The 14,817-nt window shown below is 40.8% G+C and carries 18 protein-coding genes; all 18 read right to left on the bottom strand.

Translation table 11 applies throughout. The features are described 5' to 3' along the window. Positions 1 to 109: 109 nt before the first annotated feature. Positions 110 to 2,086, bottom strand: coding sequence for a transketolase (gene tkt / locus N8L33_RS09245; RefSeq protein WP_261059680.1), 1,977 nt, complete (start codon positions 2,084 to 2,086; stop codon positions 110 to 112). 115 nt (positions 2,087 to 2,201) lie between these two features. Continuing rightward, positions 2,202 to 2,825 (bottom strand): ribonuclease P, encoded by a 624-nt coding sequence (locus N8L33_RS09240; RefSeq protein WP_261059679.1) that lies wholly within the window; start codon positions 2,823 to 2,825, stop codon positions 2,202 to 2,204. 50 nt (positions 2,826 to 2,875) lie between these two features. Continuing rightward, entirely contained in the window at positions 2,876 to 3,862 is a 987-nt protein-coding gene (gene jag / locus N8L33_RS09235) for an RNA-binding cell elongation regulator Jag/EloR (RefSeq protein ID WP_261059678.1), read from the bottom strand. 17 nt (positions 3,863 to 3,879) lie between these two features. After that, entirely contained in the window at positions 3,880 to 4,704 is an 825-nt protein-coding gene (locus N8L33_RS09230) for a membrane protein insertase YidC (RefSeq protein WP_261059677.1), read from the bottom strand. Continuing rightward, a complete protein-coding gene (rnpA, locus tag N8L33_RS09225) occupies positions 4,679 to 5,050 on the bottom strand; it encodes a ribonuclease P protein component (protein ID WP_000739245.1) in 372 nt (123 codons plus the stop codon). Before rnpA ends, N8L33_RS09230 begins: the two co-directional genes overlap by 26 nt. 150 nt (positions 5,051 to 5,200) lie before the next feature. Beyond that, a complete protein-coding gene (locus tag N8L33_RS09220; protein WP_077804620.1) occupies positions 5,201 to 6,391 on the bottom strand; it encodes an acetate kinase in 1,191 nt (396 codons plus the stop codon). Between the two features lie 50 nt (positions 6,392 to 6,441). After that, positions 6,442 to 7,395, bottom strand: coding sequence for a class I SAM-dependent methyltransferase (locus N8L33_RS09215; protein WP_261059676.1), 954 nt, complete (start codon positions 7,393 to 7,395; stop codon positions 6,442 to 6,444). Between the two features lie 60 nt (positions 7,396 to 7,455). Beyond that, entirely contained in the window at positions 7,456 to 8,043 is a 588-nt protein-coding gene (locus tag N8L33_RS09210; protein WP_261059675.1) for a class I SAM-dependent methyltransferase, read from the bottom strand. A gap of 32 nt (positions 8,044 to 8,075) precedes the next feature. Then, positions 8,076 to 8,489: a competence type IV pilus minor pilin ComGG gene (comGG, locus tag N8L33_RS09205; protein WP_261059674.1), complete on the bottom strand. Its 414-nt coding sequence runs from the start codon at positions 8,487 to 8,489 to the stop codon at positions 8,076 to 8,078. Further along, a complete protein-coding gene (gene comGF / locus N8L33_RS09200; RefSeq protein WP_261059673.1) occupies positions 8,467 to 8,928 on the bottom strand; it encodes a competence type IV pilus minor pilin ComGF in 462 nt (153 codons plus the stop codon). The genes comGG and comGF overlap by 23 nt, the downstream gene beginning before the upstream one ends. Next, a complete protein-coding gene (comGE, locus tag N8L33_RS09195; RefSeq protein WP_000413380.1) occupies positions 8,891 to 9,193 on the bottom strand; it encodes a competence type IV pilus minor pilin ComGE in 303 nt (100 codons plus the stop codon). The genes comGF and comGE overlap by 38 nt, the downstream gene beginning before the upstream one ends. Next, the gene (gene comGD / locus N8L33_RS09190) at positions 9,156 to 9,590 is read right to left on the bottom strand and encodes a competence type IV pilus minor pilin ComGD (RefSeq protein WP_261059672.1); all 435 of its coding nucleotides are present in this window, start codon (positions 9,588 to 9,590) and stop codon (positions 9,156 to 9,158) included. Before comGD ends, comGE begins: the two co-directional genes overlap by 38 nt. Next, positions 9,553 to 9,876 carry a competence type IV pilus major pilin ComGC gene (comGC, locus tag N8L33_RS09185; RefSeq protein WP_261059671.1) on the bottom strand — a complete coding sequence of 108 codons (324 nt, stop codon included), beginning with the start codon at positions 9,874 to 9,876 and terminating at the stop codon, positions 9,553 to 9,555. Before comGC ends, comGD begins: the two co-directional genes overlap by 38 nt. Before the next feature lies 1 nt (position 9,877). Beyond that, on the bottom strand, positions 9,878 to 10,921 hold the full coding sequence (gene comGB, locus N8L33_RS09180) for a competence type IV pilus assembly protein ComGB (RefSeq protein ID WP_261059681.1): 1,044 nt from the start codon (positions 10,919 to 10,921) through the stop codon (positions 9,878 to 9,880). Further along, positions 10,842 to 11,783 (bottom strand): competence type IV pilus ATPase ComGA, encoded by a 942-nt coding sequence (comGA, locus tag N8L33_RS09175; RefSeq protein WP_261059670.1) that lies wholly within the window; start codon positions 11,781 to 11,783, stop codon positions 10,842 to 10,844. Before comGA ends, comGB begins: the two co-directional genes overlap by 80 nt. 76 nt (positions 11,784 to 11,859) lie before the next feature. Further along, positions 11,860 to 12,225, bottom strand: a complete 366-nt coding sequence (locus tag N8L33_RS09170; protein WP_000286405.1) for a DUF1033 family protein — start codon at positions 12,223 to 12,225, stop codon at positions 11,860 to 11,862. Between the two features lie 150 nt (positions 12,226 to 12,375). Further along, positions 12,376 to 13,434 carry a zinc-dependent alcohol dehydrogenase family protein gene (locus N8L33_RS09165; RefSeq protein ID WP_000649457.1) on the bottom strand — a complete coding sequence of 353 codons (1,059 nt, stop codon included), beginning with the start codon at positions 13,432 to 13,434 and terminating at the stop codon, positions 12,376 to 12,378. A gap of 162 nt (positions 13,435 to 13,596) precedes the next feature. Beyond that, the gene (nagA, locus tag N8L33_RS09160; protein WP_261059669.1) at positions 13,597 to 14,748 is read right to left on the bottom strand and encodes an N-acetylglucosamine-6-phosphate deacetylase; all 1,152 of its coding nucleotides are present in this window, start codon (positions 14,746 to 14,748) and stop codon (positions 13,597 to 13,599) included. Positions 14,749 to 14,817: the final 69 nt, after the last annotated feature.

The following is a 14,817-nucleotide window of genomic DNA, read 5'->3' as shown; positions in this document are numbered from 1 at the left end:
TCAAAAAAGAAAGGACGAAATTTGTCCTTTCTCGAGCTTAGCTTTTCATCAACCCACTACAGTTGACAAAGAGCCGAAAAAACCAGAGCTTGCGCCCTGATTTTTAGAATTATTTCAAGTTTTGAACGACTTTTACAAGATTTTCAACTGTAAAGCCATATTCTGCCAATACTTTTGGTGCTGGTGCAGAGGCTCCGAAGGTATCAATACCAAGAACAGCACCATCTAGACCAACATATTTGTACCAGTTTTGAGTTGCACCCATTTCGACTGCAACACGACGGCGAACTGCATTTGGAAGAATTTCTTCCTTGTATGCTGCATCTTGTTTATCAAAGACATCTGTAGATGGCATGCTGACTACGCGGACTTTTGCGCCTTGACTAGCCAATTCTTTGGCAGCTGAGACAGCAAGATTAACCTCTGAACCTGTCGCAATCAAGATGGTATCAAAGTCTGCTGCATTTTCATAGACAACATAGGCACCTTTAGCAACCTTGTCGAAGTCTGTTCCCTCTTCAACAGTCAAGTTTTGACGTGTCAAGACAAGGGCAGTTGGTGTTTTCTCACTTGTCACTGCAAGGTACCAAGCTGCTTGAGTTTCTCGCGCATCTGCTGGGCGGAAAACATTTAGATTTGGCATAGCACGAAGACCTGCCAAGTGCTCAACTGGTTCGTGAGTCGGACCGTCTTCCCCAACTGCAATAGAATCGTGGGTAAAGACATAAGTCACAGGAAGTCCTTGTAAGGCTGACAAGCGGACAGCTGCCTTCACATAGTCAGAGAAGACGAAGAAAGTACCACCGTATACACGAAGTCCACCGTGAAGGGCCATCCCGTTCAAGATCGTTCCCATGGCAAATTCACGAACACCAAACTGGATGTTACGGTTCAAACGATTAGCATCGTCTTGAAGTCCGTCAGTCTTGATATAAGTCATGTTTGAGTGAGCTAGGTCAGCTGATCCACCTAGGAAGGTTGGTAACTTAGCTGCCACAACATTCAAGGCATCCTGACTTGAATTACGAGTTGCTTGAGAGAAGCCATTTTCTAATGCTGGGAAGTCTGCTGGAGTCACTTCAACTGGATCGCGTCCATCAATAATGGCTTCTACTTCTGCAGCCAATTCTGGGTGAGCTTCTTTATAATCAGCAACTAATTTTGTCCAAGTTTGATAAGCTAATGCGCCACGGTCTGCAACATGTTCTTTGAAATCAGCATATACTTGTTCTGGGATTTCAAACGGCTCGTAGTCCCAACCGAGAGCTTGACGAGTAGCTGCAGTTTCATCTGCTCCAAGAGGAGCACCGTGTACGGCATTAGTTCCCTGTTTGTTTGGAGAACCGTATCCAATAACAGTCTTCACTTCAATCAAAGATGGTTTACCTGAAGCTTTAGCTGTTTCGATAGCAGCATGGATTGCTTTCAAGTCTGTTCCATCTTCAACCAAGGCAGTATGCCAACCGTAGGCATTGTAACGGTCACGAACACTTTCTGTAAAGGAATCCTTTGTCTCACCATCCAAGTTGATGTCATTTGAATCATAAAGAACAACCAACTTGTCTAGTTTTTGCAGACCTGCGTACGAAGCTGCCTCGCTTGAGACACCTTCCATCAAGTCTCCGTCTCCACAGATAACATAAGTATAGTGGTCAAAGATATTGTAGCCTTCGCGGTTATATTTGGCTGCCAAGAAACGTTCTGCCTGGGCAAAACCAGTGGCAGTTGAAATCCCTTGTCCTAGAGGACCTGTCGTAGCATCAATACCTGCTGTATGGCCAAATTCTGGGTGACCAGGTGTTTTTGAACCCCATTGACGGAAGCCCTTAATCTCATCCATGCTGACATCCTCAAAACCAGAAAGGTGAAGAAGGGCATAAAGAAGCATTGAACCATGACCTGCTGAAAGAATAAAACGGTCGCGGTTAATCCAGTTTGGTTGAGATGGATTGATACGAAGTTGTTTTGTAAAGAGGCTGTAAGCCATCGGAGCCGCTCCCATAACAACACCTGGGTGACCTGAGTTGGCTTTGTTGATAGCGTCAATACCTAGGAAACGAATTGCATTAACAGATAGATTTGACATAGAATTTCCTTTCTATTTGAGGTGATTATTGGATCACACATTCTATTTTACTATTATATGAAAAAATACATAGAATAGCAATTAAACAATTCGACGTAAATCAGTATTCTATTTGCTATCCCCTAGTCGCCTGATAGTAGGGAAGTAAGCGTTCATAAGCACCTTCTAATTTTTCTAAAATCACTTCTAATGATTGATTTTCAATAAAAGAAACATCTGCCTTAACTAACACTTTTCGGACTTCCTGATTGGATAGTTTATTTCTTAAAATTTGACGATTTTCTTCGTTCGCCTCCCACCGTTGACTTTGGCCATCAGAGTAGGCTAGATAATAAACACCTTCTACTGGTGGAACTTCTAGGACCTTGGCTTGTTGCTCCAAGGTTTGCTCATCCTTCTTACGTTCGATAAAACTAACTTCAAGTGAAACTCCAAAATCAGAAGAGCTTCCATACAAACGAAGAGCCATCATAGGTTCTGTCACTTGTCCGTCTCTCTGTAGATAAACCCAAAAATGTGGTCGTAAACGTTGCGCCTGATTCATCCACTGGCTAGTCTGTTGGAGTTGCCATTCTGGATGGCTTGCTTGAAAGGCTTTAGCCAGTTCTGTAAAAGCCTTTCGTGCCTCTTGACCTTTGTGGCGCAATTCCAGCATCTTCTCTTGCTCATCTACAGACTTATCCGGATTACGATACTGCAAACCAGCAAAGTCTAGATAGTCTCTTATCTTATTCAACATTAATTTAATCTCCTCCAGCTAGCAAAAAATCAGGAGAACCCTGATTTTACTTATTCTGTATCTACAACGACATAGCGATTGGGCTCGTCACCTTCAGAGTAACTGGTCACGCCATCCATACGTGAAATAATACGATGGATAATCTTGCGTTCGCTATTCGACATTGGATCTGTCTGATGACTACGTCCTTCTTCTAAAACACGAGTCGCCAATTTTTGCGCATAGGTCTGCAAGACTTCTGCACGGTGTTCAACATAATCATTGACATTAATAGTGATACAGAAGGTTCTTGAATAGCGGTTGTAAAGATAATTTTGTGCCAACAATTGCAAGGCCTTCAAAACTTTACCATGGTAGCCGATAATACGACCTGGTTCGTTAGTATCAATTTGCAAATTGATGCTACGACGGTTATAGTCATTTGAAAGTGTAGCTTCAACATCCATGTCATCAATAATCGTTTGAACATAAGTCGTTACTTCCGTAGCTACTTGTTCAATATCAAAGCTCGGTTCAACCTTCAAGCCCAAGTCTTCTAGTTCTTGACTTTCAGTTTGCTCAGTTTGGCTTTCAATAATAGGTGTTTCTACTTCTTCGAGAGCAGTTTCTTCAAGTTGTAATTCATTTAAAATCTCAATGTGACCAGTTTCTTCTAAGATAGTGCTGGCATGTCTTTCATGTTTTAAGATTTCAGCCTTGACTTCATCAGAAATACCTTGGCCTCCCTCTTCAATCTTTTTAATTGCTTCTACAACATGCCCCAAATCAACCGTTGCTTCACTGACTGTTTTAACAGGCTCATTCAAATCATTAATTTGCTTTGGAACTCCCTTTACAGCTTGTTGGTTTGCTTTTACAACTGTCGTTTCACTAATAGCATCGATATCCACTTGGGCTGGTTTTTTACCAAATAAGCCAAGAAATCCTTTTTTCTCACGAGAAATGACTTTGATATGAGCCTTCATTCTTGGAATATCTAATTCTTTCAATCCTTTCTGGATTGCTTCTTCAACAGTTGAACCTGTAAATACTACCATTACCAGATTCCTCCTTATTATTTCGTTTTCTGAGCCTTTTTCTTGGCTTTTCTTTTTCTATTTTCCAAATCTTTCTGTGCCTGAACTACCGCCTCGCGCTCTGCGATAATCTTAAATGGATTGTTCAAGAAATAGGTTTGCAAGACTTGATAAGCATTAGACACTGTCCAGTATAGGGCGACTCCACCTGGCGCATAAACTGCAAAGATAAAAATCAAGACCGGAATACCGTACATCATCGCAGTCGTAGCTCCATTACGCTCAGACAAGGCTTTGTTGGACAGCCAAGTACTTAAAAAGGTGAATACTGCTGCTAAAATCGGAAGAACAAGGGTTGTATCCACACCACCAAGGTTAATCCATAAGAAATGACCTGTCTTTAAAAAGTCAACTCTTGATAGAGCTTGGAACAAGGCCAAGATAACCGGCATCTGAATCAAAATCGGCCAAAGAGAATCTGACTGTCTGACACCCATTTCTTTAAAGACTTTACGCATTTCTTGCTCTAGCTTGGTTCTGCTTTCCATATCTCGACCTGGATATTGTTCTCGAAGCGCCTTAATGCGTGGTTGAGCTTCCTGCATTTTTCTAGAAGCCACCATTTGCACTTGAAAGACCGGCAAGAGAACTGTACGAATCAAGACCGTAAAGAGAATAATCCCCACTCCGATACTGATATCAAACGATAAAAAGCGAATGATTTCCGCAAAGAAGTAAACAAATTTACTCCAAAAATCAGCCGATTCGGCTGTAATATCGCTAGTTGTCCCATTTGTTGCACAGGCTGTCATGATAAATAGAGACAGTCCTAGCAAACTAGTCAACTGTAGTTTCTTTTTCACTCCCATTTCCTTCCTGGTAAATCTTTGATAATTTTAATACGTGGAGTAGATTTTTCTCCATCTCTGCGTATCCCAAGGTTTCAACCCCTTTTCGAGCAATGACAACAAAATCGACATCTTCTACCAGACTCCCTTTTGCATTCTGGATAATATGCCGAATCCGTCGCTTAATTTGATTTCTAGTGACGGCATTCCCCAGTTTTTTGCTAACTGATAGACCTACTCGAAAATGGTTTTTCTGATTTTCTAATTGGTAGACAACAAACTTGCGATTGGCAAAACTTGTCCCCTCCTTGAAAATCGCCTTAAAATCTTTCTCTCTTTTTACACGAAAGTTTTTCTTCAAAACTCAACTCCATCTATTAAATTACTACTATTATACCATATTTTTCAAAAAAGCCAATCATAGCAAGGTTTTGGACATTCCCATCAGAAAAAGAAGCTGGAAAAATCTCTTTCCCAACTCCTTGTACTAAATATTTTTTTCTAGTTTTACTTATTTTTTCAAACGTTCAACGTCACGGGCAATAACTAGCTCTTCATCTGTTGGAATAACCAATACACGGATTTTAGCTGCATCTGTTGAGATGTCTCCTGTCACACCAAAGACATTCTTCTCTGGATCAACATCACATCCGAACCAAGAGATACCTGAGATAACATCTTCACGTACGTTTGCAGCATTTTCACCGATACCTGCAGTAAAGATAATAGCATCTGCTCCATTTAAGACTGCAAGGTATTGACCGATATGTTTTTGGATACGGTCAACATACATTTCATAGGCTAAAGTGGCATCGTGGTCCCCTTCTTCCATAGCAGCAATCACATCGCGCATATCACTAGATTTGCCTGAAACACCCATAAGCCCTGATTCACGATTAAGGACGTGACTAATATCCTCAGGCGTGTTAAAGTCCTCTGTATATTGCATTAAATAAGGAATGATAGCTGGGTCAATATCCCCTGTACGAGTTCCCATCATCACACCACCAAGTGGAGTGAATCCCATTGAAGTATCGACAGATTGACCACCCTTAACAGCTGTAATAGAAGCACCATTACCGATGTGGCAAGTAATCAATTTCAAGTCTTCTAATGGACGTCCCAAAAGTTTTGCGGCTTCTCCTGCTACAAACTGGTGACTTGTACCGTGGGCACCATATTTACGAACCTTGTTTTCTGTGTAATATTTTGTTGGTAGAGGGTAGCGATAAGCTTTCTCTGGCATAGTTGTGTGGAATGAAGTATCAAAAACAACTACACTGGTGATGTCTGGCAATAATTCCTTGAAGGCACGAACACCTGCTGCATTAGCTGGATTGTGGAGAGGAGCCAACAAGCTCAACTCTTCAACTTTTTCTAAAACATCTCCCTCAACGACTGTTGATTCTTTGAAATATTCTCCACCAGCAACAACACGGTGTCCAACACCTGTAATCTCGTCATAAGCCTTGATAATATCGAAACGAATCAAGTCATCCAATAAAATTTTAACAGCTTGTGTGTGATTTTCGATATCCAAAATTTGTTGTTCAGAACGGCCGTCAAATTTTACAGTTGAAATTGAATCTTTCAAACCGATACGTTCAATCAAACCTTTCGCCAATACTTTTTCTTCTGGCATTAAGTATAATTGCCATTTTAAACTTGAACTTCCTGCATTGATTGCAATTGTTTTTGTCATAACACGATACCCCTTTTTAAGCGTTTTCATCTATTATAACAAAATCTATTTTATATTTCAGTACCTTGAGTCCATTTTTGAAAATTTTCTTTAAATTTCATTAAAACACTTGCATCTTGCAAGCTAGCAAGTGGATAAACAAAAGGCTCTACTGCTGTTTCACTTTTCTTCTGTAAGATAAAAATTGTCTTGGATTGTTTAGCACTGGCAAAGAGATTTTCAGGCAAACTAATCATGGCTACCAGACTTGCTTCTTCTTTCAACCAACCTTTCAACAAATCACTTTGAGGACTGGTCAACAAATCACTCGGAGCGAGAAAAATAGCGTAGCCATCTGATTTAAGGTACTTAAGTCCTTGTTCCACGAGCAAGTGATGGGCGTAGGTATGTTCTTGGCTAGAAGCAACTTGATGGCGCGACGCAACGGCATCATCAGGATAATAGCCGACAGGCAAGTCGCTGATGACCACGTCGCTTTCTTTGAGCATTTGTGGACGAACGGCATCTCCTTGGACAAAGCCAGCCTGCAAACCAATTACATCTGCCATACTAGCTGCCAAATCAATCAGCAAATCATCCACTTCCATTCCCAAGTAATCCACCTTTTTATCAAGCGAGGTCAAGAAAGTAGCGCCTAGAATTCCCATCCCAGAACCCATTTCGAGGATCGTAATTTCCTCCTCTTTAAACAACTCTTCCACAATAAACACCAAAAGCAAAGCAATGGCATCTGGCGTAAACTGGTGATTGGCCTGTAGGGGCTCTGTCTGCCCAGCCTTCATCAAGAGAAACTGGTAGGTCTTGAGCCATTCTTCTTTGCGAAGCGCTAAACGCTTAAGAGCTTGATTGTTCCCTTTGACCTGCTCTAGCTCAGTCTCACCATCCAGATAGATGCTGTTTTGCTCCACCAAAGCGTCATAAAAGTTGGTCGCCAAATCACTTTGGATGACTTGGACATTCTCTAGTAAATACGTATAAGCTTGTTCAATTTTTTCAAAATCCATATTCCTATCTTATCAAATTTCCCTTCTTTTTTCCATCCTTATAGAAAAATCACTCCCTGACTAGGCGAGTGATTTTTGGGCTACTGTTAAAAAGAGTTCTGAGTAATTTCCTTGAAACAGGTCTTCAGCACTATAGAGAATCTGACTATACACAGATGAAAAACCGTGCTGAATTAGCTTGGTTTCCAGTTCAGCCAATTCAAATCCATGATGGTTAGCTTCTGTCTTGGTAAAATCAGCAAGTAAAAGTTGTCCGTTTTCTCTCAGATGTTGATGAAACAGTGAGAGAGCCGCATCCAAATCAGGCATATGATGAAGAACCCGACAAACAACAATGAGATCAAACTCTTGCTCTAAGGGATTTTTCAATAAATCTTGCTCCAAAAACTGGATATTCTTGATTTCTTGTCGCTCCGCTTTCAAACGAGCTTGCTCCAGCATTTTCTCTGAAATATCCACCAATATTACAGATTTGGCTTGTTTTGCCAGAGGCAAGGCTAATAGCCCCGTCCCTCCACCGAAATCCAAAATTTCTTTGTCTGATAGAAGATTAAGCTGCTTCTCGACTGCTTGACAAACCAAGTTTGCAAGGAAAATATTTTTAGGGGAATCGAAAGTTTCTGCTTTGTGGTTAAAATCATGTTTCATGCTTTTAGTTTAACACAAAGTAGCTTGATTGGCTAAGAATTATCTTTCTTTTCGACCTTCTCTTCTGATTTTTTCTTCTCCGCTTTTTCGCTTGAATCGGTCGCTACCTCTTCCTTTTTATCTCTTTTCTCTTCTTTGATTTTGACGGAAGGAAAGATGAACTCATATTGGCTCTTAGGCGTATGAACCGTCGTCACCAAGCTTGTTTTCTTATTTTGATAGCTCACCTGACCCAGATTAAAGGCCTGTTCCCCACTTTCTTGCTCAACCTTATCTTTCGTTCGTTTGGCCATGGCAAAAGCGACCAGCTTTTCTTTATTTAAAGCGTAGTCTTGATAGTGGGTGACTTGTCGGTTCAAGTAAAATTGTAACAAAAGACTAAAGATGGCTGCCATAGTGACTGCATAGATGAGAACACCTGCCTTAACTTTTTTCTTTTTCCACACGATAGATGAACTCCCTTTCTAAACCTTTTTGGAATTGAAAACGAAAGCGAACCACTTGATTGTCCTCTGTAATCTGTGCGGATTTGAGGCCATAAACCATAGGCTGATAACCCCGTCCACTGGCATCTGTTTTACGAAAATCGTCTGACTTGGACTTACCGATAGCGATGTCCTTGCCATCTTGCTTCATATAAATGCGATTGCCCTCCACTTTTTCAAACTGCGAACGGTCTAATTCTGCCTCCAACTGGTCCACAAACAAGAGCCACTCCTTTTGGTCGCTTTGCTGCTGATAGCGAACTTCTGAAATAAGGAGCTGACTCATGGATTGAAAGAGAAGTAAGCTTCCACTGATGACAATGAGGGCAATCAAGGATTCCAACAAGGTAAAAGCCTTGACCTTATGGCTCTTTGATAGCCAACAACTGTTCTGAACCATGGTAGACCTCCAATCCCTTTTCACTAGAAAACACCTGAATCTCAACTCCATTTATGTTTACCTGATTTTGACCTGTCTGCAAGGCCATCTTAGCTACCCTCAAGACTTCTTCCTTTTGCAAAATTTTTGCTTCTTCTTGCCTATTTTTCTGAATTTGTCCCAAAAGGAGGGTTGCAATACTGGCAAAGATAGCTAGAGCGACTACTGCTTCCAGTAAAATCACTGCCCTAATTTTTTGTTTCCTTAATGCGTTTAATTTTTCCATTTCCTAGATATAATTGATAGCGAATCGCTCCTTTACTGGTCTGAAATTCAACCTTAGCCAGGGACGAATTGCCCCCAGCTCGGTCAAATGTAATACTTTGTCCCGATGGTGCTTGAATTCCTTTAGGAACTGTCAACTTTTGACTGCCATTGCTAATCGTCTGCCCATCTAAGTTCAGACTAGTCTTTTGCTGACTAGCTACACTGCGTTTTTGAGTTTCCCGATAGAGTTCTTCAAACTCCATAAAGAAAATCTGCTCCTCTACCGCCGCAAAAGTGGACTGAACAGAGCCGGACAAGCCCAAGGCAAGGATACTCACAAGACCCAAAACCAAGAGACTTTCCAGCATGGTAAAGGCCTTAATCTGAAACACTTTGACTGGTACCTTGTTTAGCATGGTATTCTTTATAGGCTTTAGCCTGTTCTTCCGTGATACGTCCATCGTCTTTTAACTTTCTTAGGCTAGCATCTTCATTTTTATCCAAACTATAAAGCTCTGCCTGACTTTCCACAACCTTAACAACAGCAGCTTTTCCTTTGTCATTGACCGCTTCTTTTTGCTTGGTCAGATTAGGTACAAAGAGTAATAGAAGCACGCTGATGATGAGCAAGACCACCAACATTTCCACAAGTGTAAAAGCTTTAACCTTAGCTTTTTTCAAGAATGTCATCATTTTTGTCATGTTAAAAATTTACCTCCATATTTTGATACATGGGCATAAGCATTGCCGCATAAAGTAAAACGATAATCAGTGCCACAAAGATAAAGACCAGTGGCTGCACCAGATTCATGGTACGGTTGACTCGGGTAAAAAAGACTTCCCAAGTTTTTTCAGCATAGATTTCCAACTCACTCCCCAGCTTAGACTTGACTTCCCCATACTCGATGATGAGACTCAACTCCTTTTTAAAGAAAGGATAGGTTTCTATGGTTTGAGAAAATTCGCAACCATTTTGTAAGGATTGAGCTAGGTCTCGACCGATTTCTTTAAAGAGTTGGGAACCTTGTTCCTGCATAATCTGAAAAATCTGCGTCAGTTCCATCCCCTGAGAAATCATATTACCCCACTCACGCGCATAATAAGCTGTCAAATAGGTCTGCACAAAGATTCCAAGAAAGGGAAGGCGTGCTAAGATAGAAAAGACGCGCATCTTAGAACTTCTTTTATAAAAAGTTAGTGCTAAAAGGACACCTACTGAAACAAACCCTACCATTACTAGAAAAATTTGTGGTAGATTGCCAATGATTTGAGTGGCAATATTGCTACTATCCAGTTGTGGTAGTAGGTAGTTCCGTAGCCCCAGCATGATTAAAAGAAGAAAACCCAGCAAAATCAAGGGATAGGTCGCTACCTCAATTAGTTTTTTCTTGACCTTGGCCAGATTATCTAGATACTCTTCTATCTTTCCCAAACTCAGGTGAAGATTCCCATGGACTTCAGCTAGGGATAACTGAGTGACAATGGCACTTGAAAAACCTAAACTTTCCATCATTTCTGAGAATGATTTCCCCTGAGACAAGCCCGTGCGCATCTGGGTCACACACTGCTTGTCCAATAATGCACTCCTATCTAAAAAGGAGATGGTCTCCACCAGATGAAAACCGCTGGAAAAGAGATTGTTAAACAAGGTGATGATATTTTTTTGCTTAGCTGTAGCTAATTTTTTCCGTTTCAGCCTGAAGACTTGTGATATGTCCGTCTTTAAGAAGTTGGTCAATCTGTTCATTCCAGCTAGTTGGCTGGTGTTCTTGATAGTCTTTGTTTGCAAAGTCAACGATTCCTCCTCCCCCGATTAATCTCTGATAGCAGACTCCCTGCAGAACGACTGCCAATTCCTCCTCACTCACACCCAACTCCAACAGGCGCTCATAAACACCTCGAATACTCTTGGCATGAATGGTTGAAAAGACTGTCGCACCTGTCAAACTAGCTCTAACTACTGCACGCGCCGTCTCGCTGTCCCGAATTTCTCCGATAATCAAGAGATCAGGACGATGACGTAAGGAAAGCTTGATAAGATTTTCATAGGTTAGCCCAATCGCCTCATTCAACTGCAACTGGAGCATGTCGTCCTGCTTGATTTCGACAGGATCTTCGATGGACATAACCTGTTGCCCCTTAAAAAGGGACTTAGCTAATTCATGCATTAAGGTTGTCTTGCCACTACCAACTGGACCAGCAAAGAGATAGAGACCCCGTTGCCTGTACTGCTTACCCAGTTCTCCAATATCCTGAAACCAAAAATGTAAATCTTGCTCCTCATCGTGCAACAAGCGAATGACTAAACTCTCATGTCCTCGATAATCGCCTACAGTAGATAGACGTAGAGATGCCATCTTCTGGTCATAGGCATAATCACAGGAACCAAGTTGACTACGTCGCTTTTCTCCTACATTCATACCCGCCACAAACTTAAAGTGACTGATGACTGCCGCAAATTTTTCAAAATCATAACAACCGATTTTACAGCGCTTGTCTCCTACCCTCATATGAAGCTCATAGGCGTCTAACTTGGGGACAAAATAAATGTCTTGCGCCCCTTTTTTCCGGGCCGAACGAATGATTTCTTGTGCAATTTCTTGAACCATACTTACCTCCTCACCTATACTATTCGCAAAGATTTGGAAAAATAAAAAAAGCAACTCCAAAAAAGTTACTTTTCCTCTATTTTAATTTCATACGGCAAGAACGGTGCCTTTCCTTACCTGTTTGTTTTTCATAGCCTGGGCGTAGTTTTTCATCTGGAATAACCTGCTCATCCTGTAAAAGAGCCAAAGAATGGTATTGTTGTAAATACTCGTCACATTCATCACACCAGCGTTGGTCTTCTGGATCCCAAAAAATGGTCATCAAATCACTTCTACTTTTATAAAGAGGGGATTCTTGTTCCAATCTAAACCAGCAAGTTTTGTAGTATTTGAGAGCATCATAATACTGGTCAAATTTCTTACTAGCTACAATATCTTCTTCCCAACCTTCTAAGAACCACCAAGGTTCAAAATCTCCGTACATTTCTATAACACGATACATATTCATTCATTCCTTTGTACCGTATATTATAACCAATTCCGCCAAACAAGGAAAGAAATATGCTCATTTCTTAATTTCTCGATAAAAAATCCAGCCATCTGATGAATGACTGAATTTCTATTTGCTTATGTTCCAAAATATTTTTACTACTTAAGCTTCTGAAATATCGTTTTCAATGATGACCTTAATTGCATGGTGGTCTGCTGCCTTACTGAAAACTTCATAGGCTTTTTCAATTTCACTTAGTTTGAAATAATGAGTTACCAATTTTTCTGGTTCAATCTTATGACTTTCAAGTGCTTTCAACAATTGTGGAGTTGTATTTGTAGATACCAAACCAGTTGTTACATTGATGTTGCGAATCCAAAGTTTGTCCAAATCGAATTCGACTGGTTTACCATGTACACCACAGTTGGCAACTGTTCCGTCTATACCGATAATCTTTTGACAGAAATCAAATGTTGCAGGAATACCAACAGCTTCGATAGCGACATCTACACCACGACCATCTGTCAAATCATAAATTTCTTTAATGGCTTTTTCAGGGTCTGAAGAATTAACCTTATGAGTCGCACCAAATGATAGGGCAGTTTCCAAGCGGTTATCGTCTAAGTCCACCATAATCAATTTAGCTGGTGAATAGAATTGAGCTGTCAAAAGAGCTGCTAAACCAACTGGACCTGAACCAATAATGGCTACGCTGCAACCAGGTTCTACTTTCCCTTTTAAGACACCAATTTCATATCCAGTAGGCAGAATGTCTGATAGCATAACCAAGGCTTCGTCTGACAAGTCTTCTGGAGTATGGTAAAGAGTGTTATCTGCATGAGGGACACGTAGATATTCAGCCTGCATACCATCAATCAAGTGACCGAAAATCCAGCCCCCTTCGTCTTCACAGTGGGCATAAATTCCTTTTTTACAGTAGTAGCATTTACCACAGGCACAGACACAAGAAATCAAGACCTTGTCGCCTTTTTTGAAATTCGAAACTCCTTCTCCAACTTCTTCAACAATCCCAATCCCTTCGTGACCAAGAATGGTACCACTTTGGCAAGCGGGAACATCCCCTTTGATAATATGGAGGTCTGTTCCACAAATAGTGGTTTTTACGATACGCACAATAGCGTCTGTTGGCTTGCGAATCACTGGTTTGTCTACATCAACAAAAGAAGCAAGTCCTGGTTTAACATAAGTATAAGCTTTCATAAAGCACTCCTCCGTTTTTTTATTTGTACTATTTATAATGTAATTGTAAGCCTTTTCGTTTGTTTGTTCAAGATTTTTTGTGATTTTTTTAACTTTTTTATTTACTGGTAAAGCAATATAGATAAAAAAGCAGAAGCTCATCTCTAACTTCTGCTTTTTCTCTTATACTTGATAACGTTTCACACCGTCTAGATAGGTTGCTACCAATTCCAAATCTTTATCTAGTACGATAAAGTCCGCGTCATAGCCTTCACGGATTTGGCCACAGACATCATCAATGTGAACGGATTTAGCTGGGTTGAGGCTGGCCATCATGACTGCTTCATGCGGATTCGCAATACCCCACTCGACTACATTTCTCATACCATCTTTAAGTTTGAGGATAGAACCTGCCAAATTACCAGTAGATTTGAGACGTGCAGTTCCATTTGCTACTACAACAGGGAATTCTCCCAACATATAGTCACCGTCTTCAAGCCCACCAGCTGTCATACAGTCCGTAATAAGAGCGATTTTTTCTGTCCCCTTTTGCTTAAGTAAAATCTCACAAGCTTTTGGATCTACGTGATAACCATCACAAATCAATTCTGCGTAAGTATGTGGGAGCTCATACATAGCTCCTACCATACCCAGTTCGCGGTGTGTTAAACCACGCATCCCATTATAGGCATGTACCCATACACTAGCTCCAGCATCAACTGCCTTCTTAGCTTGTTCAAATGTCGCATCTGAGTGTCCAAGTGCAACTGTCACACCTTCGCCCGTAACCGTACGAACAAAGTCTTCCACCCCATCACGTTCTGGTGCAATAGCGATTTTATTTAGCATCCCTTTTGCAGCATCCTGCCAAGAATGAAACTCCTCAACACCCGGGTCTCTCATATAAGTTGGATTTTGTGCACCCTTAAAAGTTTCTGTGAAATATGGACCTTCATAATAAATCCCACGAATCTTAGCACCTGTTGCTTCTTTATAATGGTTTCCAAGATTTTCAGTGACTGCAAGCAATTGCTCATAAGTGGCTGTTAAAGTTGTGGGCAAGAAACTGGTAACACCGGTACTAAGAAGTCCCTCACTCATAGTATGCAATGTACCTTCAATGTTGTTGTCCATCACATCTACACCTGCATATCCATGAATATGAGTATCCACAAGACCTGGTGCAATGCTATAACCAGTATAGTCAAGAACCTCTGCTCCTTCAGGAATTTGATCCACATGTTTCCCAAATTTGCCATCAACAAGTTCTAAGTACCCACCGCGACGAATGCCAAATGGATAGAAAAACTGATCCGCTTTAACGTAATTAGGCATAATAATGACCTCCTTAAAAGATTACTTTTGATATTTATTATGTCAATTACATTATAAACTTTTCTGATT

Source organism: Streptococcus mitis (assembly GCF_946188695.1).
In the GTDB taxonomy this organism is placed as follows: domain Bacteria; phylum Bacillota; class Bacilli; order Lactobacillales; family Streptococcaceae; genus Streptococcus; species Streptococcus mitis_DF.
Note: the sequence above shows the minus strand (reverse complement) of the source record. Positions and strands in the feature narration are given on the sequence as shown.

Bases quoted from the DNA above. Each gene is read 5' to 3' on its own strand.
- N8L33_RS09165 (WP_000649457.1), bottom strand. From the start codon at position 13,434: ATGAAAGCTTATACTTATGTTAAACCAGGACTTGCTTCTTTTGTTGAT.
- comGA (WP_261059670.1), bottom strand. From the start codon at position 11,783: ATGGTTCAAGAAATTGCACAAGAAATCATTCGTTCGGCCCGGAAAAAA.
- comGC (WP_261059671.1), bottom strand. From the start codon at position 9,876: ATGACAAAAATGATGACATTCTTGAAAAAAGCTAAGGTTAAAGCTTTT.
- N8L33_RS09210 (WP_261059675.1), bottom strand. From the start codon at position 8,043: ATGAAACATGATTTTAACCACAAAGCAGAAACTTTCGATTCCCCTAAA.
- N8L33_RS09170 (WP_000286405.1), bottom strand. From the start codon at position 12,225: ATGTATCGTGTTATAGAAATGTACGGAGATTTTGAACCTTGGTGGTTC.
- N8L33_RS09215 (WP_261059676.1), bottom strand. From the start codon at position 7,395: ATGGATTTTGAAAAAATTGAACAAGCTTATACGTATTTACTAGAGAAT.
- nagA (WP_261059669.1), bottom strand. From the start codon at position 14,748: ATGCCTAATTACGTTAAAGCGGATCAGTTTTTCTATCCATTTGGCATT.
- comGF (WP_261059673.1), bottom strand. From the start codon at position 8,928: ATGGTTCAGAACAGTTGTTGGCTATCAAAGAGCCATAAGGTCAAGGCT.
- comGB (WP_261059681.1), bottom strand. From the start codon at position 10,921: ATGAACAGATTGACCAACTTCTTAAAGACGGACATATCACAAGTCTTC.
- N8L33_RS09220 (WP_077804620.1), bottom strand. From the start codon at position 6,391: ATGACAAAAACAATTGCAATCAATGCAGGAAGTTCAAGTTTAAAATGG.
- N8L33_RS09240 (WP_261059679.1), bottom strand. From the start codon at position 2,825: ATGTTGAATAAGATAAGAGACTATCTAGACTTTGCTGGTTTGCAGTAT.
- tkt (WP_261059680.1), bottom strand. From the start codon at position 2,086: ATGTCAAATCTATCTGTTAATGCAATTCGTTTCCTAGGTATTGACGCT.
- comGE (WP_000413380.1), bottom strand. From the start codon at position 9,193: ATGGAAAAATTAAACGCATTAAGGAAACAAAAAATTAGGGCAGTGATT.
- jag (WP_261059678.1), bottom strand. From the start codon at position 3,862: ATGGTAGTATTTACAGGTTCAACTGTTGAAGAAGCAATCCAGAAAGGA.
- comGD (WP_261059672.1), bottom strand. From the start codon at position 9,590: ATGCTAAACAAGGTACCAGTCAAAGTGTTTCAGATTAAGGCCTTTACC.